This is a genomic window from Brevundimonas sp. SL130, from assembly GCF_026625805.1.
Lineage (GTDB): Bacteria > Pseudomonadota > Alphaproteobacteria > Caulobacterales > Caulobacteraceae > Brevundimonas.
This window is the reverse complement of sequence record NZ_CP113064.1, coordinates 2604032-2624727: the sequence shown is the minus strand read 5'-3', so window position 1 is coordinate 2624727 and position 20696 is coordinate 2604032. Positions and strand designations below refer to the sequence as shown.

Here is a 20696-nt window from a genome sequence, read left to right as displayed (position 1 = left end):
CGAGAAACGTCAAGATTGTATCTTAGTTGACCGTCGCCTTGACGATCTTGCCGGGGGCGCGCGGCGGCTCGCCCTTGGGCAGGGCGTCGACGTGTTCCATGCCGGATTCGACTTCACCCCAGACGGTGTACTGGCGATCCAGGAAGGTGGCGTCGTCCAGGCAGATGAAGAACTGCGAGTTGGCGCTGTTGGGATCGGACGTGCGAGCCATCGAGCAGACGCCGCGCTTGTGCGGCTCAGCCGAGAACTCGGCCTTCAGGTTCGGCTTCTTGGAGCCCGAGGTGCCGGTGCCGGTGGGGTCGCCGCCCTGGGCCATGAAGCCGGCGATCACGCGGTGGAAGACGACGCCGTCATAGAAACCTTCCGAGGCCAGCTCCGTGATGCGTTCGACGTGGCCGGGAGCCAGGTCGGAGCGCAGCTTGATGACCACGTCGCGGGCTTCGCCGTCGCCGGTGTCCAGGGTGAAGGTCAGGGTTTCGGCCATTTCGGTCGTCCTCTTGGGGGTTGATTTGAGGCGGGACATAGCCCGCAACGTCGGTCGGGGCTATGTGGGAACGATGAGTGAAGATGAAAAGCCGCAAGAACGTCGCCGAATGGTGAGGCCGCCCACGGGCGGAACCGCCGCCGGACGCGGCATGGGCACGAAAATGAAGACGGCCGACACCAAGTCGATGTCGAGCCAACAGTGGATCAAGCGGCAGCTGTCCGACAAATGGTCCGAGAAGGCGCGGGCCGAAGGCTGGCGCTCGCGCGCGGCCTTCAAACTGATCGAGATCGACGACCGGTTCCACCTGATCAAGCGTGGCTCGAAGGTCATCGACCTGGGCGCGGCGCCGGGCGGCTGGATCCAGGTGGCGGTCAATCGCGGGGCGGGCGCCGTGGCCGGCGTGGACCTGCTGATGATCGAGCCGATCCCCGGTTCGACCCTGTTGCAGGCCGACTTCACCCATCCGGGCGTGGACCAGCAACTGATCGACGCTATCGGCGGGGCGCCCGACCTGGTGCTGTCGGACATGGCCCACAATACGGTCGGCCACCGCCAGACCGACCACCTGAAGATCATCGCCCTGATCGAGATCGCCGCCGACTTCGCCATCCGCACCCTGCGGCCGGGGGGCAACTTCGTCTCCAAGAACTTCCAGGGCGGCGACGCCGGCGGGGTTTTGGCGCGGCTGCGGGAAGAGTTTGAGACGGTGAAATACGTCAAGCCGGAGTCGAGCCGGAAGGACAGCGCCGAGGTGTTTCTGGTGGCGCTGAACAAGCGGTGAGGGGGCCCTGTCCTCTGGCCTGAGCGATTGTCCGAACACCCCGCAAGCGTAGCCATAAGGCCACTTTGGACGATCATCTGCATGTCAAATGTTGCTGTCATGAAATCCAAATGAAGCGGTAGCGGCCTCGTCACGACGCGCCGTTAGCCGGGCCTAGGCGCGATCTGCGCCGACAGCGGGGCTGACATGACTTCCAATCGTTTCCTCTCGGGCGCGTCGCTTCTGACGCTGGCCCTGTTGATGGTGCCTGCCGCCGCCGCCGCACAGGACGCGGCCGTGGCCATGGCGACGGCTGACACCCAGGTATCCGAAGTCGACGAGATCGTCGTCTTCGGTCGCGGCCAGACGCGGCAGCAGGCGTCGGTCAACGCCGAAGCCATCGCCGTCGAGGCGCCGGGCAGCAGCCCGCTGAAGGCCATCGAGCGTCTGCCGGGCGTCAGCTTCCAGTCGGCCGACGCCTTCGGGTCGTATGAATGGTCGGCGCGCATCACCCTGCGCAGCTTTAACCAGAACCAGCTGGGCTTTACGTTGGACGGCGTGCCGCTGGGCGACATGAGCTACGGCAATCACAACGGCCTGCACATCTCGCGCGCCATCATCTCCGAGAACGTCGCTCGGGTGGATGTGGCCCAAGGGTCAGGCGCGCTGGGCACCGCCTCGAGCAGCAATCTGGGCGGCACGGTCGAGTTCATCAGCCGCATGCCGACGCAGGACTTCGGCGTGGATGTGTCGGGCGCCTTCGGCAGCGACGACACCCTGCGCGGCTTTGTGCGTCTGGACACCGGCGCCCTGGGATCGGCCGGCACGCGCCTGTCGGTGTCGTATGCCGACCAGAGCGCCGACAAGTGGAAGGGCGCGGGCGAGCAGAAACAGCAGCAGATCAACGCAAGCTTCGTCCAGCCAATTGCCGCCGGCGAGCTGCGCGGCTTCGTCAATCACTCAGAGCGCCGCGAGAACGATTACCAGGACATGTCGCTGGGCATGATCGACCGGCTGGGCCGCGACTGGGACAATATCTCGGACAACTACGCCCTGGCGGTGCAGGTCGCCGACATCTACCGGGCCAATCCGGCGGGCGACTGCACGACCAACGCCTATCCCAGCCCGATCAAATGCGTCGATGACGCCTATTACGATGCGTCGGGTCTGCGCGACGACACCATCGGCGCCGTGACCCTGGACTACCCCGTCACCGACAACTTCAGCATCTCGTTGACCGGCTATGGCCACAAGAACGAGGGCCAGGGCCTATGGTGGACCCCTTATGTGGCGACGCCGACCGGGGCGAAGGGACAGGACGGTTCGGTCATCGCCAGCCCGGCCCCCCTGGCCGTCCGCACCACGGAGTACGACATCGACCGCAAGGGCGCGATCGGATCGGCGACGCTGGATCTGGGCGCCCACAGCATCGAGGCCGGCTTCTGGGTCGAGGATAACGACTTCAACCAGGCCCGCCGCTACTATGGTCTGAGCCGCAGCGGCGACGGCGGCCGGGATTCGTTGGATTTCCTGGAGAACCCCTTCGCGACCGAGTGGGAATACAGTTTCAACACCAAGACGACCAACCTGTACCTACAGGACACCTGGGCGATCACCGACGCCCTGACGGTGAACGCCGGCTTCAAATCGCTCAGGGTCGAGAATGACGCCAGCACCGTCGTCGGGGCCAACAAGACCGGCTCGATCAAGGCGGAAGACAACTTCCTGCCGCAGGTCGGCGCCAGCTATGATCTGAACGCCGACCATCAGTTGTTCGCCTCTTACGCCGAGAATATGCGGGCCTTCGAATCCTCGAACACCGGCGGACCCTTCTCGGCCTCGGCGGCGGGATTCGGCGCGCTGAAGAACACGCTGGAACCGGAAAGCTCGCGCACGATCGAGGCCGGCTGGCGCTTCCGCTTCGACGGCGGGCTGCAAGGCTCGGTCGCGGCCTATGACGTCGAGTTCGAGAATCGTCTGCTGACCGTCGCCCTGGGCGCCCCGATCCTGGGCCTAGGCAACGGCATCCAGAACGTCGGCTCGGTCAAGAGCCGTGGCTTTGAGGCGGCCGCCCTGTGGAACTTTGCACAGGATTGGTCGGCCTTCGGCTCCTACAGCTACAACGACTCGACCTACGAGGATGATGTTCGTGACGGGGCCGGCGTCCTGGTCGCCGCGACGGCTGGAAAGCAGGTCGTCGCGACGCCTGAAAACCTGTTCCGGGCTGAGCTGTCGTATGACAACGGCGCGGTGTTCGGGACTTTGGCCGCCGCTTATACGGGCGAGCGCTTCTCCAGCTACCTGAACGACGAAAGCGCCGACGCGTACACCACGGTCGAACTGACCGCCGGGTATCGCTTCGACGGCACTGGAAGCTGGCTGGACGGAACGCAGATCCAGGTCAATGTCACCAACCTCACGGACGAGGACTATATCTCGACGGTCGGGTCCGGCGGCTTCCAGAACAGCGCGGGTCGTCAGACCTTCCTGCCCGGCGCGCCCCGTCAGGTGTTCGCCAGCATTCGCCGGCGCTTCTGATGGAGAAAAGGGGGTGCGCCTTCGGGCGCATCCTCGCTTCTATATTTTTTTGACGCTCACGCGGGCCGATTGAGGTCGCTGGTTCAGGCTGTCGCCGGTTGCCGGCTGGCGCGGCGTTCTTCCATCCGCGACCAGATGCGGTCGTGAAGGGTGAAGAAGACCGTCTGGACCAGGGGCTCGATCATGCCGATGGCCAGGGCGGTGCGGATGTCCTGGGTCAGGGCGAAGGCGACAGTCACGGCGACGGTAAAGTGCATGACGCCGTAGGTCACGGTCTTGACCGCCACCTGTTTGAACGAGCGGGGCAGGGCGTGGCTGTGGCCGTGCCCATGGTGGTCATGGACGCGGGTCTGTTCGTCCGGCGACATAATGTCGAGCCGCGCGGTGAAGGCCTCGGCCGCTTCTTCGATGTTGGAGGCCCTGCGACGGCGTTCGATCCTGTGCCAGACGCGGTCGTGGATCGAATAGGCGATGGTCTGGAAGAAGGGCTCGACCATGCCGACGGCCAACGCGATACGCCAGTCGCGGGTGATGGCGAAGGCCACCAGAACGGCCACGACGAGGTGCATGACGCCGTAGCTGGCGATCTTCAACGCCAGTTTGCGCGCGGTGCTGAGGATGACTCCGACCATGCTGCAAGAATGGTCATTGGCCGCATCGGTTGCAAACCAATAAAATCTATCGGGTCCATAAGTCGCAAGACCCTTGCCGTAGGCCCCTCCGCACCGTTATACGCGGCCCGCAAAACGGAGACTCCCTATGGAGATACGCGAAGGACTGACCTTCGACGATGTTTTGCTCGAACCCGGCCCGTCCGAGTTCATGCCGGCGATGGTCGATGTTTCGACCCAGCTGACACGCGACATCAGACTGAATATCCCGCTGCTGTCGTCCGCCATGGACACGGTGACGGAACATCGCCTGGCCATCGCCATGGCCCAGTCCGGCGGCCTGGGCGTGCTTCACCGCAACATGACCATCGAGGAGCAGGCCGACGAGGTCCGCGCCGTCAAACGCTATGAGAGCGGCATGGTGGTCAATCCGGTGACGGTCGGCCCGCAGACGACCCTGGGCGAAGTGCGCGAGATCGTGGCGCGCAAGAAGATCACCGGCTTCCCCGTCGTCGATCCGGCGACCGGCAAGTTGGTGGGCATGCTGACCCACCGGGACATGCGGTTCGAGAGCGATCTCAGCCTTACGGCCGCCTCGCTGATGACCACGGGCGACCTGATCACGGTGCGCGAGGGCGCCAGCCGTGAAGAGGCGCGCGACCTGCTGAAGACCCGCAAGATCGAGCGGGTCATCGTGGTGGACGAGGATTATCGGGCCGTCGGCCTGATCACCATGAAGGACATCGAGAAGGCCCAGGCCTTCCCCCACGCGGCCAAGGACGACCAGGGTCGTCTGCTGGTCGGTGCGGCCTCGACGGTCGGGGACGCGGGCTATGAACGGGCCATGGCCCTGGCCGACGCCGGCGTGGACGTGGTGGTGATCGACACCGCCCACGGCCACTCGGCCTCGGTCGCCCAGGTGGTCGAGCGGATCAAGCGCGAGAACAACCGGCTTCAGATCATCGCCGGCAATGTCGCCACCTATGACGCGACCCGGGCCCTGATCGACGCGGGCGCGGATGCGGTCAAGGTCGGCATCGGCCCGGGCTCCATCTGCACCACCCGTATCGTCGCGGGCGTGGGCGTGCCGCAGCTGACGGCCGTGATGGACTCCGCTCGAGCCGCGCGCGGCACGGGCGCCTCGGTCATCGCCGACGGCGGCATCAAATACTCGGGCGACCTGGCCAAGGCCATCGCGGCCGGCGCCAATGTGGCCATGATGGGCTCGATGTTCGCGGGCACCGACGAAAGCCCCGGCGAGGTCTTCCTGTACCAGGGCCGGTCCTACAAGTCGTACCGCGGCATGGGTTCGGTCGGCGCCATGGCGCGCGGCTCGGCGGATCGCTATTTCCAGAAGGAAGTCTCGTCCGAGAAGCTGGTGCCCGAGGGCATCGAGGGGCAGACGCCGTACAAGGGACCGATTTCGCCGGTCCTGCACCAGCTGGTCGGCGGCTTGCGCGCCTCGATGGGTTATGTGGGCGCCGGCACCATCGCCGACTTCCAGGAACGCGCCCGCTTCGTGCGCATCACCGGCGCGGGCCTGCGAGAGAGCCACGTCCACGACGTGATGATCACGCGCGAGGCGCCGAATTATCGGCAGGGATAAGTGTTTTAGCCCGTCATCCTCGGGCTTGTCCCGAGGATCCATTTTCCCGGTGTTCGACGGCTGGTTTCCGACCTCAGATGTCGGTGTTTATGGATCCTAGGCACAAGGCCTAGGATGACGGTTTGGAGGATAAGGCCATGACGACCGAACTGACCTATCTGGCCCTGACCTTGATCCTGGCCCTTGTGCAGATCTTCCTGCCGGCCGGGGCGCGGACGGTCGAGTTCGGCTCGAAATGGAATGCGGGTCCGCGCGACGAGACGCCGGCGGCGAAGAAGCCGCTGACCGGTCGCCTCGAGCGCGCCCAAGCCAACCTGTATGAAACCCTGCCGCTGTTCATCGGCGCGGTGCTGATCGCCCATCAGATCCAGGCCTCTGGTCCCCTGACCGTGTGGGGGACGGCCCTCTATTTCTGGGCGCGCGTCGTCTATGTGCCGCTCTACGCCCTTGGCGTTCCCTATATCCGGTCGCTGGTCTGGCTGGTCTCGCTTGCGGGACTGGTCATGGTCCTGGCCTCCCTGTTCCTTTGATCTCTGAAAGTCCGCATTGACCCCAGCCGCCCGTCTCGCCGCCGCCGCCTCCGTCCTGGACTCCATGGCCCAGGGCCGCCAGCCGGCGGAAACCGTCCTGAAGGCCTGGGGGACCGCCAACCGCTATGCCGGGTCCAAGGACCGACGCGCCATCGCCGATCATGTCTACAAGGTGCTGCGCGCGCGCGGCCGTCTGTCGTGGATCATGGGCGGGCGCGAAGACGGTCGGGCCCTGGTGATCGGATCGCTGCACGCCATTGACGGCCTGTCGGTGGAAGAGATCGAGGCTCTGCACTCGGGCGACGGCTATGGGCCGCGGCCCCTGTCGAAGCAGGAACGCAGCCGCATCACGGCCGCGCCGGGTGAACTGCCCGGCTGGGTCGCCGCCGGGCTGCCCGAGTTCGTGGTCGAGGATTTCAAGGCCACGTTCGGCGACCGCTGGGCCGAAGAGGCCCACGCCCTGATGGCGCCGCGCGCGCCCATTGACCTGCGCGTCAACGGCGCGGCGGCCACGGTGGACGAAGTCGAGGCCGAACTGCGGGCCGCCGGTCTGGAGGTCTCGCGCACCCCTTGGTCCGAATGGGGCCTGCGCGCGCCGTCGGAACCGCCGCCCAATATCCAGGCGCTGCAAGGGTTCAAGGCCGGCAAGTTCGAGATCCAGGACGAAGGCAGCCAGGTCGTCTGCTGGCTGGCCGGGGCCGAGCCGGGCATGACCGTGGTTGACTACTGCGCCGGCGGCGGCGGCAAAACCCTGGGTCTGGCCCAGGCCATGAACCGCCAGGGCAAGCTGGTCGCGTCTGACGTCGTCAACAAGCGGCTGGAGAACATCCGGCCCCGCCTGCAACGCGCGGGCGTCGAGGCCGAGCTGGTGCTGATCGGCCAGAACGGCGGCGGGCTGGAGGCGGTCAACGGCCAGGCCGATCTGGTCTTCGTCGACGCCCCCTGTTCGGGATCGGGCACCTGGCGTCGCCGGCCGGAAGACGCCTGGCGGCTGACGACCGAAGAGGTCGAGAAGCTGCACGCGCTTCAGGTCCGAATCCTGAGCCAGGCGACCAAGCTGGTGAAGCCGGGCGGCCGTCTGGTCTATGTCACCTGTTCGATGCTGGCGCGCGAGAACGAGGCCAGCGCCGACGCCTTCGAGGCCGCCAACCCCGATTTCCGCCCGGTCGCCGTCGCCGATGTCCTGTCGGCGCCGCAACTGACCGAGGCCGCACGGGTGAAGTTCGCCGAACTGGCGTCCGGCGCGCGTCTGCGCCTGTCGCCGGCAACGGCGGACACCGACGGCTTCTTCGCCGCCGTCTATCAGCGCGCCGCCTGATGGGGGCTGGGCTGGCGCGGCATGGCGAGGTTTCGGTCCTCTACGTCATGGCTGCGCCCGCCGAATACGGGGATCACCTGCGCGCCCGTATCCAGCCCCTGATGACCGGCGTCGGCCCGGTGGAGGCCGCCGTCGTTCTGACCGCCGCCCTGGCGCGGCTGGAGGCGGCCGGCGGCCTGCCGGACCTGATCGTGTCGCTGGGGTCGTGTGGCTCGCGGGTGCTGGAGCACGCCTGCGTCTATCAGGCCGCGTCGGTCGCCTATCGCGACATGGACGCCAGCGCCCTGGGCTTTCCCAAGGGGGTGACGCCCCTGCTGGATCAGCCCGCGATCCTGGCCCTGCCGTGCCCCATCCCTGACGTGCCGACCGCCACCCTGTCGACCGGGGCCAATGTCGTCTCCGGCGCCGCCTATGACGCCATCGCGGCCGAGATGGTGGACATGGAGACCTGGGCCCTGGTCCGGTCGGCCCAGACCTTCGGTGTGCCCCTGATCGCCCTGCGCGGCGTGTCGGACGGCCGGGCCGAGCTGAAGGCGCTGGAGGACTGGACCTCGACCCTTCACCATGTGGACGAGAACCTGGCCGCCGCCCTGGACCGTCTGATCGCCATGCTGGAGGCCAAGGGCCTTCCCGCGCTTGAAATTCCGGCCTCACAAGGCCAAGACCCCGCGCAACTCTCCCCGGATTCGATCACATGACCACCCCGCACGACCACCAGAAGGTCCTCATCGTCGATTTCGGCAGCCAGGTGACGCAGCTGATCGCGCGCCGGCTGCGCGAGGCCAGCGTCTATTGCGAGATCCATCCGTTCCAGAAGGCCGAGGCCGCCCTGGCCGCCATGAACCCTGCGGCCATCATCCTGTCGGGCGGACCCGAGAGCGTCCACGAAGAGGGCAGCCCCCGCGCGCCCCAGGCCGTGTTCGAGGCCGGGGTGCCGGTGCTGGGCATCTGCTACGGCGAGATGACCCTGTGCGAACAACTGGGCGGCAAGGTCGAGGGCGGCCACACCCGCGAGTTCGGCCGCGCTGAAATCACCGTCGAAAAGGCCTCGCCCCTGCTGGCCGGCCTGGCCCCGGTCGGGGAGGAAGAGACGGTCTGGATGAGTCATGGCGACAAGATCGTCGCCATCCCTGAGGGCTTCGACGTCGTCGCCTCTTCGGCCGGCTCGCCCTATGCGGTGATCGCCGACGAGACCCGTCGCTTCTACGGCGTTCAGTTCCACCCCGAGGTGATGCACACCCCGCGCGGCCATCAGATGCTGAAGAACTTCACCCACGGCATCGCCGGTCTGAAGGGCGACTGGACCATGGCCGCCTATCGCGACGAGAAGATCGCCCAGATCCGCGAACAGGTCGGTTCGGCCAAGGTGATCTGCGGCCTGTCCGGCGGCGTCGACTCGTCCGTCGCGGCCGTGTTGATCCACGAGGCGATCGGCGACCAGCTGACCTGCGTCTTCGTCGACACCGGCCTGCTGCGCAAGGATGAGGCGACTCAGGTCACCACCCTGTTCCGCGAGCACTACAATATCCCGCTGGTGCATGTTGATGCGTCGAAGGAATTCCTGGGCGAGTTGGCCGGGATCTCCGACCCTGAGACCAAGCGCAAGACCATCGGCCGCCTGTTCATCGATGTGTTCGATCGCGAGTCCGCCAAGATCGAAGGCGCCGAATTCCTGGCCCAGGGCACCCTCTATCCCGATGTGATCGAGAGCGTGTCGTCATCCAGCGGCAAGGCCCACGTCATCAAGAGCCACCACAATGTCGGCGGCCTGCCGGACTATATGAAGCTGAAACTGGTCGAACCCCTGCGCGAACTGTTCAAGGACGAGGTCCGCGCTCTGGGGCGCGAACTGGGTCTGAGCGACGCCTTCGTCGGCCGTCACCCCTTCCCCGGACCGGGCCTGGCCATCCGCATCCCCGGCGAGATCACGCCCGAGGCCGTCGAGACCCTGCAACAGGCCGACGCCATCTATCTGGACGAGATCCGCAAGGCCGGCCTGTACGACGATATCTGGCAGGCCTTCGCCGTGCTTCTGCCGGTCAAGACCGTCGGCGTCATGGGCGACGCCCGCACCTACGAAAAGGTCCTGGCCCTTCGCGCCGTCTCCTCCACCGACGGCATGACCGCCGACTTCTACCAATTCCCCTGGGACGTCCTGGCCAAGACCGCCACGCGCATCATCAACGAAGTCCGCGGCGTGAACCGCGTCGTCTACGACGTGACGTCGAAGCCGCCCGGGACCATCGAGTGGGAGTAATTCAGGGCTCTCGCAGCCTTTCGGTATCGCTTCCAAATTCTGCAGGAAGAGACTGAAGTTAAATAAGAATGCTTTCGACCACTCTCGCTACCTCTTTAGAGGCGGCAGGCGGGTTTGTCGGTAGCTGGGACGGCATGGGCGCCCATTGCATGACCATCGTGGATCGGGGGGCTCCGGCGACGCTATCCACGTCCGGGACATCGTCAAACAGATCTACGCTCACGCCGTTCTGCAGGGCGAGCGGGTCGCCCAGCCGGCAGATGACGTCGGCTCAAGACCACAGTTTGATCGGTGTTCCCGCTCAACTGATGACTGAATCCCGGTTGGCCTCAGCGGGCTCGGAGCAGCAGTCTGCGCAACGAATCTTGACCTGCATCAAGGGCAGCGACGGGGCGAGCGTCCATCTTCGTTCAGCGGGCATCCACGCCGGCATTGGAACGTCCCTTGACCCCTTTGAATACCGGTCTAAGCGAGGCTGAGGCGCTCGCACGCCTTCGTGCCTTGGGGCCCAATACGCTCGCCCCCGTCCGCTCGAGGGGGCTGGGACGCATCCTGGTCGGCACCCTGCGCGAACCCATGTTCCTGCTCCTCGTCGTCGCCTCCGCCCTCTATCTCCTCATCGGCAATCTGGGAGAAGGTCTGTTCCTGACCTTGGCGGCGGCCGCCACCGTCGGGTTGGTGGTGGTGCAGGAGGCGCGCAGCGAGCGGGCCTTGAAAGCCCTGCGCGACCTGTCCGAGCCGACCGTCCGGCTGATCCGAGACGGGACCGAGAGAGTCGCGGCGGCCGCCGACCTCGTTCCAGGCGACCTCATACTCGTGGGCGAGGGGCAGCGTGTTCCAGCGGATGGTCGTCTTGTGGACGGCGATGTGCTGAGCGTGGACGAGTCCGTTCTCACCGGCGAATCCGCGCCAGTCGCCAAGATGATCCTGGAGTCGGGTGAAACCTCGACCCGAGACGACCGCCTGTTCTCCGGCACGCTGGTTGTGGGCGGCCAGGGGGTGGTGGAGCTTGTAGAGACGGGATCCCGGACGGCGCTCGGCAAGATCGGCGTCTCGCTGGCGACCATCCGGTCCGGTGCGACACCGTTGCAGACATCGACAGGCCGGCTGGTCGCAGTGTTCGGACTGCTGGCTGTCATTCTCAGCGGCGCGGTGGTTCTGTCTTACGGTCTTCTGAGAGGGGACTGGATCGAGGCCCTGCTCGCCGGGATCACGGTGGCCATCTCTCTGATCCCGGAAGAATTTCCGATGGTGCTGTCCGTGTTCATGGCGCTGGGCGCCTGGCGGCTGGCGCAACATCAGGTTTTGGTTCGGCGTGGCGCGGTGATCGAGACCCTCGGCGGCGCTACGGTTCTGTGCGTCGATAAGACCGGCACCCTGACCGAAAATCGAATGTCGCTCACGCGGATCTGGACGACGGACGAGGCCTGCGACGCCACCGCATCGGATCTGACGCCAGCGGCTAAGGCCGTGCTGGAGGCGGCTGGCCTTGCCAGCCCAGTTCGTCCTACCGACCCCATGGATCGGGCGATCCGTACCCTGTCGCCGGCGGTAGCGGAGGCCGCAGTCCTCACGCAGGTATGGCCGCTCAAAGCCGGGCGGATGGCTGTGATCCAGCAGTGGCGAGTGGACGGGTCCGCCATGATCGCCGCCGCCAAGGGCGCGCCAGAAGCCATCTTCGCCCTGTGCCGTCTGACCCCCGAGCAACAGGCGCCGATCCTTGACGGGCTTGACGCCATGGCGGCCGAGGGGCTGCGCGTCCTGGCTGTCGCCGACCTGAACGGAACGGGCGCGGGGATCGAGGATCCCGACCAGTCGTGCTTCAGGTTCAGGGGGCTGATCGGATTTCTCGACCCGGTCAGGCCAGACGTCCCTGCCGCCTTGGCGGAGGCCCGGCGCGCCGGGGTCGCGGTGGTCATGATCACCGGCGACTACCCGGCGACGGCAGTCGCCATCGCCCGGCAGGCCGGAATCGATGTGAACGCCGGCGTCCTGACCGGGGAGGATATCGCCAAACTTGACGCCACGGAGCTAGGGAGTCGGGTTCGCCAGATCCGGGTCTTCGCAAGGGTGCAGCCGGAACAGAAGCTGGTTCTGGTTCAGGCCTTCCAAGCGAACGGCGAACTGGTCGCCATGACGGGCGACGGGGTGAACGATGCTCCGGCGCTTCAGGCCGCGGACATCGGCATCGCCATGGGGCGGCGCGGCGCCGATGTCGCGCGTGAAGCGGCCGATATCGTCCTGCTCGACGACAGTTTCGGGTCGATCGTCGGCGGTGTTCGTCTCGGCCGGCGGATTTTCGCCAATCTGCGCAAGGCCCTGACCTTTGTGGTGGCGGTGCATGTGCCGCTGGCCGGGATGGCCTTGCTGCCCATTCTGCTGGGCGCGCCCCCGCTGCTGTTTCCGATCCACGTCGTGTGCCTCGAACTCGTCATCGATCCGGTCTGCTCGCTCGTGTTTGAGGCCGAACCCAGCGAGAAGAACGCCATGAGCAAGCCGCCGCGCCGGGTTACAGCCGCGCTGTTCGGGCCGAAACAGATCGCATTCGGCGCGCTTCAGGGGGTGGTGATCCTCTTGGCCGTGCTCAGCTTCTATCTGTGGGCGCTTCAGCAGATCACCGACGTCGAAGCTCGGGCGGCGGCCTTCCTGGCTCTGGCGCTGGCGAACCTGATGTTGGCCCTGACGGACTCGGCTTCAAGCGGCGTGTCGCTGTTCGATCCGCATCGCAAGGTCTTCTGGCTGATTTTTACAGGGGCGATCGGGGTCCTCGCCATCGCCCTCTTCGTGCCGTCCGTGGCCAGCCTGTTCCGGTTCGGCGCCCCGCCGACGGCCATTCTTGGCGTCGCGGTCGCGGTGGCGCTCCTGGCCGGCGGCTGGGCGGCGCCGGCCCGCTGGCTCTGGCGTCGGCTCCGCCCGTCGCAATCGCCGGCGCCTATGGCGCCGAGCTTGCGGTCCGGTTCTTGAGCCGGGTCAAGGTGACGCGGTCTGCACCCGCTGTGATCGGGGCGAACCTGAGACGCGATGGACGACGCCGGCGCCGAACGTCATGGTCGTTCATGGGAGGCTCCTTCAGGGGAAGACCGGGCGGTCGTCCGGGCCGCGACTGGAGGCGCTTTTGACAGATGCGATTTGACGCAGATCACTAACCGTCCGGAGCGAACCGGGCCTAGTCAAGCCAACGAGGATACCTGGTCATGACCGCTTTCCCGCCGCGCGGCGACGACGCCGCCGACCCGTCGACTTCGGGCGTCCTTCCGCGCGTCGCCATCCGGCGCGGTCCAGGCTCGGGGCGTCACGACGAGCATCACCTGGTAAGGCGGATCGGCTGGCTGCGAGCCGCAGTGCTGGGCGCCAACGACGGTCTGGTGTCCACCGCCAGCCTGATCGTCGGCATCGCGGCGGCCGGCGGGAGCAAGTCCGCAATCCTTGTGGCAGGGGGCGCCGGACTCGTCGCCGGGGCGATGTCGATGGCGGCGGGCGAATATGTCTCGGTCAGTTCCCAGGCGGACACCGAAAAGGCCGAGCTCGCCCGAGAATCCCAAGAGCTGCGGGAGGATCTTCCGGGGGAACGCGCCGAACTGACAGCCATCTATGTCGGACGGGGCCTGGAGCCTGATCTCGCCAGCGCCGTGGCCGACCAACTGATGCGCAAGGACGCGCTCGGCGCCCATGCGCGCGACGAACTCGGCATCTCGGATCTGACCGCGGCCCGGCCCATCCAGGCCGCCCTGACCTCGGCGGCGACGTTTGCGAGCGGCGCGATCCTGCCGCTGCTTGTCGCCTGGGCGGCGCCGCGCGGTCTGGCGATCCCGATCCTGTCGGTCGCCACCTTGGTCTTCCTCGGCGGATTGGGTGCGGCGGGCGCCCTGACCGGCCATGCGCCCTTAGGACGCGCCGTCGTCCGCGTGGTGTTCTGGGGCGCCTTCGCCCTGGGGGTCACGGCCGGAGCCGGCGCCCTGTTCGGCGCGGCGGTCTGAAGGTGGCTTTTGTCGAAGGCGTCAGGCCGTAAACAGAAGCGACAGGCCGCCTGGACCGGGATCGACCCGGTGAGGCGCGTCGCGCAGGCTGACAGCGAACGCGGCGCCGCTGATCAGGGTAATCGTCAGCCTCGACGGGGCGTCGTTCGCCCCGGACTCGATCCGGATCAGCAGTTTGCGGCCCCGCCATTGCAATGGAAACGCCAGCCTGGTCCAGCCGGCCGGGAGATGGGGATCGAAGACGATTTGGTCGGTCTTCAAGCAGAGGCCGGCGAACCCGAAGACCGCCGCCTGCCACAGGCCGCCCTGGGCCGCCATATGGACCCCGGCCTCGCTGCGTCCGTCGCGGTCGCCGAGGTCGATCATGGCGGCCTCCCGGAAATAGGCGAGCGCCATCTCGGTGTCGCCGAGCCGCGCGGCGACGAGGGCGTGCATGGCGGGGCTGAGGGAGCTGTCGTTGTCGCAGCGCGGCTCGTAATAGCGGAAGTTCGCCAGAGCCTCGGTTTGGGTGAAGGTTTCGGGCAAAAGAGCGATCAGGGCGACGACGTCGGCCTGTTTGAGAATCTGGACCTCGGCGAGGCGCGCCCGACCCAGCGCCGCGCCCATCGATCCAGACAGATGGTCCCGGGTCCGGGCGTCCAGATCGTCCAGCTGGAAGAAGCCGGCGAACTGCTCCACCAGACCCGCTCTGGCGTCCCGGCCCGTGACCAGGGCGTCGGCGATGTCGGGCCAGTCCGCGACCTCGGCAGAGGTCAGGGAGAGCCGAGCACCCAGGGCGGCGGCGTCTTTCGCAGCGGTCTTTTGGAGCCAGGTCCAGGCCTCCGCGCCGCGCCGCAGATTCCAGGCTGCCATGACGTTGGTGAAGGCGTTGTCGTCGATCGCTTCGTGATACTCGTCGGGGCCTTCGACCTTGCGGATATGGCGCCGGCCGTCCGCCTCCAAGATCGCCCGGCTGGCCCAGAATCGGGCCGTCTCCAGAAGGATTTCGGCCCCGGCCGTCCGCAGGAAAACATCGTCGCCCGTGGCCCGCCAGTAGCGCCAGACGGCATAGGCGACGTCCGCGCTGATATGCTGTTCGTCGCGCCCGGTCGGGATGTCGACGCGGACCCCGGTTGCGGTCACGCCGCTCTCGGGCGTCGCCTCGTCGCCGGTGTCCGTCGATTCCCACGCATAGAGGGCGCCGCGCCAGCCCAGGCGCGCGGCCTTGGCGCGGGCGGCCGCCAGGGTGTGGAACCGGTACATCAACATCGCCCGCGCCGCCTCGGGCCGGATGAGGCTGTAGACGGGCAGCAGAAAGATCTCCGTGTCCCAGAAGACGTGACCCAGATAGCCGTCGCCCGTCAGGGCGCGCGCGCCGACCGAGACCGTGTCGTCGTCCGGATTGACCGCGCTGTTCAGATGATAGGTCGCGAACCGCAAGGCCTTCTGGGCGTCCGGATCGCCCTCGATCGTGATGTCGCTGTCCGACCACAGCGCGGCCCAGGCGGCGACATGGGCGGCCACGACCCGTTCCACACCGGCGTTTCGCGCGTCTGAGAGGTCCGACAGGGCCTGGGCGCCGGTCTCGTCGTCGCGGGCGACGGTGCGCCATTGCTCAAATACCGCGACCTGGCCTGCCCCGGAGGTCCAGCGCCACTGAAGGCTCCCGTCCTCTTGCTGTTCGGGCGGGTGGTCGAGGCCGTCCAAGGTGAGGGTCGCCGCGCTCGCGACCGCGTAGCTTCGACCGGAAGGCCTGGTCCGGGAGACAAGAAGGTCCGCCTCGACATCTCGGACTCCGGCGCGGGGCGGGAGCTTGAGGATGACCTCGGCCGAGGCCGCAAACCTCAGTCTGAGGACCTGCAGGCCGAGCCCCCGCCTTACCTGGGAGGCCAGCCTGACGCTGTCCATCGCCGCAAGAGGACCCGAGCCGGGACGCAGGCTGGAGGTCAGGACACCTCGCTTCAGGTCTAGGATGCGATCCTCGGAGGCGGAGAGTGGATGGCCGTCGATCAGGAGATCGACGCCGAAGCCTTCGGGCAGGGAGACGCCGACCGGCGTGGACAACGGCCGGGCCGGGGTGTCGAACATCCCGGCGATATAGGTGCGCGGCGAAATGTTCCTCGCCTCAGCGCGGACAAGCGCCGGAACGCCGCGGACGCCGATCAGGCCGTTGGCGGTGGTCAACCGGGACTCGACCCCCAGCTCGCGCAGAGCGCAATAGCCCGGCTCCTCGACGCACCAGTCGGGATCGGAGGGGGGCTCGAACAGGTCCGACGTCACAGGTCTTCATCCGTCGAAGACGCGAGACGCAGCGTTCCGCGCGCCAGCGCCGGTCGTGACACCGCGTCGAGACCGGTGACCACCAAGTCGGCCCCGGCCGTATTCAACGACTCCGCATCCTGCAAACGGGCGACGCCGAGCGCCGCCATGGCGCCCGCCATGGCGCCCGCCCGGGCCGCCGCGATCCCGGCCGGCGCGTCCTCGATCACCAGACAGCGCTCCGGCGGTATGGCGAGCGTCCGGGCCGCCAGCAGGAAGAGGTCAGACGCCGGCTTGCCGTGCGGCACATCGTGTCCGCAGACGTCGCCGACGAAGGCGTCGTGCAGGGACCGCCCTGAAGGCAGCTGGATCCGGCGCAGCATGGCCTCAGCGTTCTTTGACGAGGAGGCGACCGCCAGCGGCCAACCGAACTTTGAGACGTCCGCGACGAACCTCAAGGCGTCCGGAAAAGCCTTGACCGCGCCCGCATCGATCAGGGCCTCCAGCCGGGTCTGTTTGGCCTGAGCATAGGCTTCGGCGCGCGCGTCGCCGTCCACCACGCCCAAGGCCTTCAGGGTCGCGCGGGCGCCGTCCAGTCGCGGCTTGCCTGCGACCTCGACCTGATAGAGGGCGGTGGTGAACCGCGCGGGATCGCCGAACCCGGTCAAGGCCTCGCGCCAGGCCCGTTCATGGGGCGAGGCCAGCAGCACGCCGTCGACGTCGAAGATGATCGCCGCAATGTGACGCCTTGCCTCGACGGTCATGAGGCTCCGATCATGTCGACGCCTTTCGGGTCAGGCATGACCAGAACCGCGGCGCCTTCGAACCGCCCGTTGCGCAGATCGTCGAGCGCCCGATTGGCCTCTCGCAACGGATAGGGCGTCGTCCGGGTGACGACGCCGATCTCGGGTGCAAGCTTGAGGAAGTCCAAACCGTCCTGACGCGTCAGATTGGCGACGGAGACGATCTGGCGTTCGTCCCACAACAGGCCATAGGGCAGGCGGGGAATGTCGCTCATATGGATGCCGGCGCAGACGACGCGGCCGCCCTTGTGGACGGCCTTCAGCGCCTGGGCGACGAGGGCGCCGTCGGTCGCGAAGATGATGGCGGCGTCGAGCCGGGCAGGCGGCGCCTCGTCCGAGCCTCCCGCCCAGACAGCCCCGAGGCTGAGGGCGAAGGCCTGGGCCGCCAGATCGCCCGGCCGGGTGAAGGCGTAGACGGACCGGCCCTGGAAGCGCGCCACCTGGGCCAGGATATGGGCGGCCGCGCCGAAGCCATAGAGGCCGAGCGCCTTGCCCTCTCCGGCAATCCCGAGCGCGCGCCAGCCGATCAAGCCGGCGCACAGCAGGGGCGCCAGGGCCACGTCGTCGCCGGTCTCGCCGAGCGGAAAGGCGAAGCGGGCGTCGGCGATGGCCGAGGTGGCGAACCCGCCGTCGCGCGTATAGCCGGTGAACAGGGGGTGGTCGCACAGGTTCTCGCGGCCGCTGCGGCAATAGGGGCAGACGCCGCAGGTGTGACCCAGCCAGGGGACGCCGACCCGCTGGCCCAGCCTCAGGTCCGTGACGCCGTCTCCGAGCCGGTCGATCCGGCCGACGATCTCATGGCCTGGAATGATGGGCAGGCGCTCATCCGGCAGTTCGCCGTCCAGCACATGGAGATCGGTGCGGCAGACGCCGCAGGCGCTGATCTGCACCCGGATCTCGTTGGGGCCGGGTTCGCGATCGGGAAGTTCCGTCCATTCCAGCGGACCGCCCGGCGTCTTCAGCATCATGGCGTGCACGGCGGCGTCCCCGATCCAGTCTGCCGGTCATCGTCGAAAGGGCCGGCCTTCAGCCGCGCCAAGACGCCCGGCAGGGCCTCGGGCAGGTCTTCGGCGACGAGGCCGGAGCCGAAGGCCGCAGCGCATTCGCCGTGGAGCCAGGTCGCGGCGCAGGCTGCGTCGAACGGCTCCATCCCCTGGGCCAGAAGGCCGAGGACGAACCCGGTCAGAACATCGCCGCTGCCGCCCGTGGCCAGGTCGGCGGGGGCGTTGGTGTTGATGGCGGCGCGCCCATCGGGCGCGGCGATCACCGTGTCGGGGCCCTTGAGCAGGACGACCGCGCCGCTTACGGCCGCCGCACGCCGTGTGCGGGTCAGCTTGTCGCCCGAAGCGTCGAACAGACGGGCGAACTCGCCGTCGTGCGGGGTGAGCACGCAGCGGCCGTTTGATGCGGCGAAGAGTTCCGTCGGGTCGTCGGCGAAACTGGTCAGGGCGTCGGCGTCGAGCACCACGGCGCGTCCGGTCGCCAGGGCCGCGAGCGCCGCCGCCCGCGTCGCCTCGCCCACCCCGGCGCCCGGTCCGATGGCGACGGCGTTGCGTCGGATGTCCGACAAAAGGGCCTTGAAGTCTTCGAGCCCGTCGATGGCGTGCACCAGGGCGCCGATCATGGAAGTCGCATAGATGCTCCAGGCGCGTTGGGGCGCGGCCAGAGTGACCAGGCCTGCGCCGCTTCGCATGGCGCCGCGCGCCGTCAGACGGCCGGCGCCGGTGATGACCTCTCCGCCCAGGATCAGGGCGTGGCCTCGACTGTATTTGTGGTCTTCGGTCTTCGGCCAGGGGTAGGCGTCGCGCCAAAGCGCCGGTCCGTTCTCGAAGGTCGCGCCGGGGATGGCGTCCAGGACCACCTCGGGCGAGCCGATGTCGATCAGCACGACATCGCCGCAGAACCGACGACCGGGATAGAGGAGATGGCCGGGCTTCTTGCGAAAGAAGGTCACAGTCAGGTCCGCAGGCGCCGCCACGCCCCGAACCTGACCGGTGGCGCCGTCCAGCCCACTGGGAACATCGACCGCGCAGATCGGCGGGCGCCGCGCGATCAAGGCCTCGATCATGGTGCGGGCCGCGCCATCGACCGGACGCGACAAACCGGCGCCGAAAATGGCGTCGATGATCAATTCGGACTCCAGCATGAGCCCAGGGTCGAAAGGGTCGACGACCCCCTGCCAGAGGGACGCATGGTGAGCCGCGTCCCCCTTGAGCTGATCGATTGATCCGAGCAGGGACAGGCGGGTCGGCCAGCCGGCGGCCAGCAGACGACGGGCCGCCACAAACCCGTCGCCGCCGTTGTTTCCCGGCCCGCACAACACCCTGATCGGCCGCCGGCTCCAGCGCGCCGTCACGGCCTCGGCCACGCCGTTTCCGGCTGCGGTCATGAGGTCGACGCCGCTGACGCCGGCCTCCAGGCTGGCGAGGTCGCACTGGCCCATTTCGGCGGGGGTGAGCAGGCGGGCGGGACTGCGTCGACGTCGGTCCGCCGCCTTGAGGCCGACCGGCGGGGCGGCGGGGTCGGCCATGGCGTTAGGCGGCCCGGAAATCGAGAACCACCCGGGAGGCGACCTCGCCCTTCGACAGCCGATCGAAGATGCTGTTGACGTCCGACAGGGGCGCCAGTTCGATGTCGGCCTTGACCTTGCCTTCGGCGGCGAAGGCCAGGGCCTCGGCCATGTCCTGACGGGTGCCGACAAACGAGCCCCGGATGGTGATGCAGTCGGCGACCACGTTGAAAAGCGGGGTCGGGAACTCGCCAGGCGGCAGGCCGACGAGGACGCAGGTTCCCAGCTTACGGGTCATGCCGACGCCTTGTTTGAAGGCGCTGAGCGACGGGGCGGTGATCAGCACGCCATGGGCGCCGCCGCCGGTCGCCGCCTTCAGGTCCGCAGCCACATCGCCCTTCAGGGCGTTGAAGACCAGGTCCGCGCCGCGCTCGGTCGCGTGGGCCAGCTTGCCGTCGTCGATATCAACGGCGGCGACCTTGAACCCCATGGCCTTGGCGTACTGAATGGCCAGATTGCCCAGACCGCCGGCGCCCGAGATCGCGACCCACTGACCGGGCCGGGCGTCGGTTTCCTTCAGACCCTTGTAGGTGGTCACGCCGGCGCAGATGAGGGGGGCGGCCTCGTGCGGTTCCAACCCGTCCGGGATGTGGGCGACATAGTTCGGGTCGGCCACGACATATTCCGCAAAGCCGCCATTGCGGGTGTAACCGCCGAATTGGGCTTCGCCGCAGACCGTCTCCCAGGCGCTGAGGCAATATTCGCAATGGCCGCAGGCCGAGGCGAGCCAGGGCACGCCGACGCGCTCGCCCTCCTTGACCGCCGTCACCCCCTGGCCGAGGGCTACGACCCTCCCGATCGCCTCGTGACCGGGGATGAAGGGCGGCACAGGCTTCAGCGGCCAGTCGCCGTTGGCGGCGTGAAGATCGGTGTGGCAGACGCCGCAGGCCTCGGTCTTGACCAGGATCTGGCCGGGACCCGGCGTGGGAATATCAACGGTGCGGATTTCCAGCGGCTTGCCGAAGGCGGTGACGAAGGCGGCCTGCATCTTGGCCATAGGAG

At 67.6% G+C, this 20696-nt stretch carries 16 protein-coding genes and 1 pseudogene; 10 read left to right on the top strand and 7 right to left on the bottom strand.

The genetic code is table 11. The features are described from left to right. Window positions 1-22: 22 nt before the first annotated feature. Window positions 23-484 carry a peptidylprolyl isomerase gene (locus tag OU998_RS12830; protein WP_135193159.1) on the bottom strand — a complete coding sequence of 154 codons (462 nt, stop codon included), beginning with the start codon at window positions 482-484 and terminating at the stop codon, window positions 23-25. A 73-nt stretch (window positions 485-557) separates the two neighbouring features. Between OU998_RS12830 and OU998_RS12825 the strand changes: the two genes are divergently transcribed. Beyond that, window positions 558-1268 (top strand): RlmE family RNA methyltransferase, encoded by a 711-nt coding sequence (locus OU998_RS12825; protein ID WP_267513978.1) that lies wholly within the window; start codon window positions 558-560, stop codon window positions 1266-1268. A gap of 186 nt (window positions 1269-1454) precedes the next feature. Next, complete coding sequence (locus OU998_RS12820) at window positions 1455-3785, top strand: TonB-dependent receptor family protein (protein WP_267513977.1); 2331 nt, start codon at window positions 1455-1457, stop codon at window positions 3783-3785. 83 nt (window positions 3786-3868) lie between these two features. On the opposite strand, the gene OU998_RS12815 is transcribed toward OU998_RS12820, so the two are convergent. After that, window positions 3869-4417, bottom strand: a complete 549-nt coding sequence (locus OU998_RS12815; protein WP_267513976.1) for a DUF2061 domain-containing protein — start codon at window positions 4415-4417, stop codon at window positions 3869-3871. Between the two features lie 127 nt (window positions 4418-4544). Here OU998_RS12815 and guaB point away from each other — a divergent pair, with 127 nt between their 5' ends. From guaB to OU998_RS12780, 8 genes and pseudogenes are all read left to right on the top strand, one after another. Next, window positions 4545-6002, top strand: a complete 1458-nt coding sequence (gene guaB, locus OU998_RS12810; protein WP_267513974.1) for an IMP dehydrogenase — start codon at window positions 4545-4547, stop codon at window positions 6000-6002. A 137-nt stretch (window positions 6003-6139) separates the two neighbouring features. Next, a complete protein-coding gene (locus OU998_RS12805; RefSeq protein WP_267513972.1) occupies window positions 6140-6532 on the top strand; it encodes an MAPEG family protein in 393 nt (130 codons plus the stop codon). 16 nt (window positions 6533-6548) lie between these two features. Continuing rightward, a complete protein-coding gene (locus OU998_RS12800; protein WP_267513970.1) occupies window positions 6549-7850 on the top strand; it encodes an RsmB/NOP family class I SAM-dependent RNA methyltransferase in 1302 nt (433 codons plus the stop codon). Further along, a complete protein-coding gene (locus OU998_RS12795) occupies window positions 7850-8548 on the top strand; it encodes a 5'-methylthioadenosine/S-adenosylhomocysteine nucleosidase (protein WP_267513969.1) in 699 nt (232 codons plus the stop codon). The genes OU998_RS12800 and OU998_RS12795 overlap by 1 nt, the downstream gene beginning before the upstream one ends. Next, a complete protein-coding gene (gene guaA / locus OU998_RS12790; RefSeq protein ID WP_267513968.1) occupies window positions 8545-10107 on the top strand; it encodes a glutamine-hydrolyzing GMP synthase in 1563 nt (520 codons plus the stop codon). The genes OU998_RS12795 and guaA overlap by 4 nt, the downstream gene beginning before the upstream one ends. A gap of 128 nt (window positions 10108-10235) precedes the next feature. Beyond that, window positions 10236-10378: pseudogene (locus OU998_RS17110) on the top strand (integrase); the annotation flags it as partial. Window positions 10379-10551: 173 nt separating this feature from the next. Beyond that, the gene (locus tag OU998_RS12785; protein WP_267513967.1) at window positions 10552-13071 is read left to right on the top strand and encodes a cation-translocating P-type ATPase; all 2520 of its coding nucleotides are present in this window, start codon (window positions 10552-10554) and stop codon (window positions 13069-13071) included. Window positions 13072-13301: 230 nt separating this feature from the next. Continuing rightward, entirely contained in the window at window positions 13302-14084 is a 783-nt protein-coding gene (locus OU998_RS12780; RefSeq protein ID WP_267513966.1) for a VIT1/CCC1 transporter family protein, read from the top strand. A 21-nt stretch (window positions 14085-14105) separates the two neighbouring features. On the opposite strand, the gene OU998_RS12775 is transcribed toward OU998_RS12780, so the two are convergent. From OU998_RS12775 to adhP, 5 genes are read right to left on the bottom strand one after another with little or no spacing between them, the layout of a single operon-like run. Further along, window positions 14106-16343: a glycosyl hydrolase family 65 protein gene (locus OU998_RS12775; protein ID WP_267513964.1), complete on the bottom strand. Its 2238-nt coding sequence runs from the start codon at window positions 16341-16343 to the stop codon at window positions 14106-14108. After that, a complete protein-coding gene (locus OU998_RS12770; protein WP_267513963.1) occupies window positions 16340-17086 on the bottom strand; it encodes an HAD family hydrolase in 747 nt (248 codons plus the stop codon). Before OU998_RS12770 ends, OU998_RS12775 begins: the two co-directional genes overlap by 4 nt. Beyond that, window positions 17083-18093: a zinc-dependent alcohol dehydrogenase family protein gene (locus tag OU998_RS12765; RefSeq protein ID WP_267516796.1), complete on the bottom strand. Its 1011-nt coding sequence runs from the start codon at window positions 18091-18093 to the stop codon at window positions 17083-17085. The genes OU998_RS12770 and OU998_RS12765 overlap by 4 nt, the downstream gene beginning before the upstream one ends. Then, on the bottom strand, window positions 18090-19655 hold the full coding sequence (locus OU998_RS12760; protein WP_267513962.1) for an NAD(P)H-hydrate dehydratase: 1566 nt from the start codon (window positions 19653-19655) through the stop codon (window positions 18090-18092). Before OU998_RS12760 ends, OU998_RS12765 begins: the two co-directional genes overlap by 4 nt. A gap of 4 nt (window positions 19656-19659) precedes the next feature. Beyond that, the gene (gene adhP / locus OU998_RS12755) at window positions 19660-20691 is read right to left on the bottom strand and encodes an alcohol dehydrogenase AdhP (RefSeq protein WP_267513960.1); all 1032 of its coding nucleotides are present in this window, start codon (window positions 20689-20691) and stop codon (window positions 19660-19662) included. Window positions 20692-20696: the final 5 nt, after the last annotated feature.

Coding starts and splice junctions, on each gene's coding strand:
- OU998_RS12815 (WP_267513976.1), bottom strand. CDS start 4,417: ATGGTCGGAGTCATCCTCAGCACCGCGCGCAAACTGGCGTTGAAGATC.
- OU998_RS12820 (WP_267513977.1), top strand. CDS start 1,455: ATGACTTCCAATCGTTTCCTCTCGGGCGCGTCGCTTCTGACGCTGGCC.
- OU998_RS12765 (WP_267516796.1), bottom strand. CDS start 18,093: ATGATGCTGAAGACGCCGGGCGGTCCGCTGGAATGGACGGAACTTCCC.
- OU998_RS12830 (WP_135193159.1), bottom strand. CDS start 484: ATGGCCGAAACCCTGACCTTCACCCTGGACACCGGCGACGGCGAAGCC.
- OU998_RS12825 (WP_267513978.1), top strand. CDS start 558: ATGAGTGAAGATGAAAAGCCGCAAGAACGTCGCCGAATGGTGAGGCCG.
- guaB (WP_267513974.1), top strand. CDS start 4,545: ATGGAGATACGCGAAGGACTGACCTTCGACGATGTTTTGCTCGAACCC.
- OU998_RS12770 (WP_267513963.1), bottom strand. CDS start 17,086: ATGACCGTCGAGGCAAGGCGTCACATTGCGGCGATCATCTTCGACGTC.
- OU998_RS12760 (WP_267513962.1), bottom strand. CDS start 19,655: ATGGCCGACCCCGCCGCCCCGCCGGTCGGCCTCAAGGCGGCGGACCGA.
- OU998_RS12780 (WP_267513966.1), top strand. CDS start 13,302: ATGACCGCTTTCCCGCCGCGCGGCGACGACGCCGCCGACCCGTCGACT.
- adhP (WP_267513960.1), bottom strand. CDS start 20,691: ATGGCCAAGATGCAGGCCGCCTTCGTCACCGCCTTCGGCAAGCCGCTG.
- OU998_RS12795 (WP_267513969.1), top strand. CDS start 7,850: ATGGGGGCTGGGCTGGCGCGGCATGGCGAGGTTTCGGTCCTCTACGTC.
- OU998_RS12805 (WP_267513972.1), top strand. CDS start 6,140: ATGACGACCGAACTGACCTATCTGGCCCTGACCTTGATCCTGGCCCTT.
- guaA (WP_267513968.1), top strand. CDS start 8,545: ATGACCACCCCGCACGACCACCAGAAGGTCCTCATCGTCGATTTCGGC.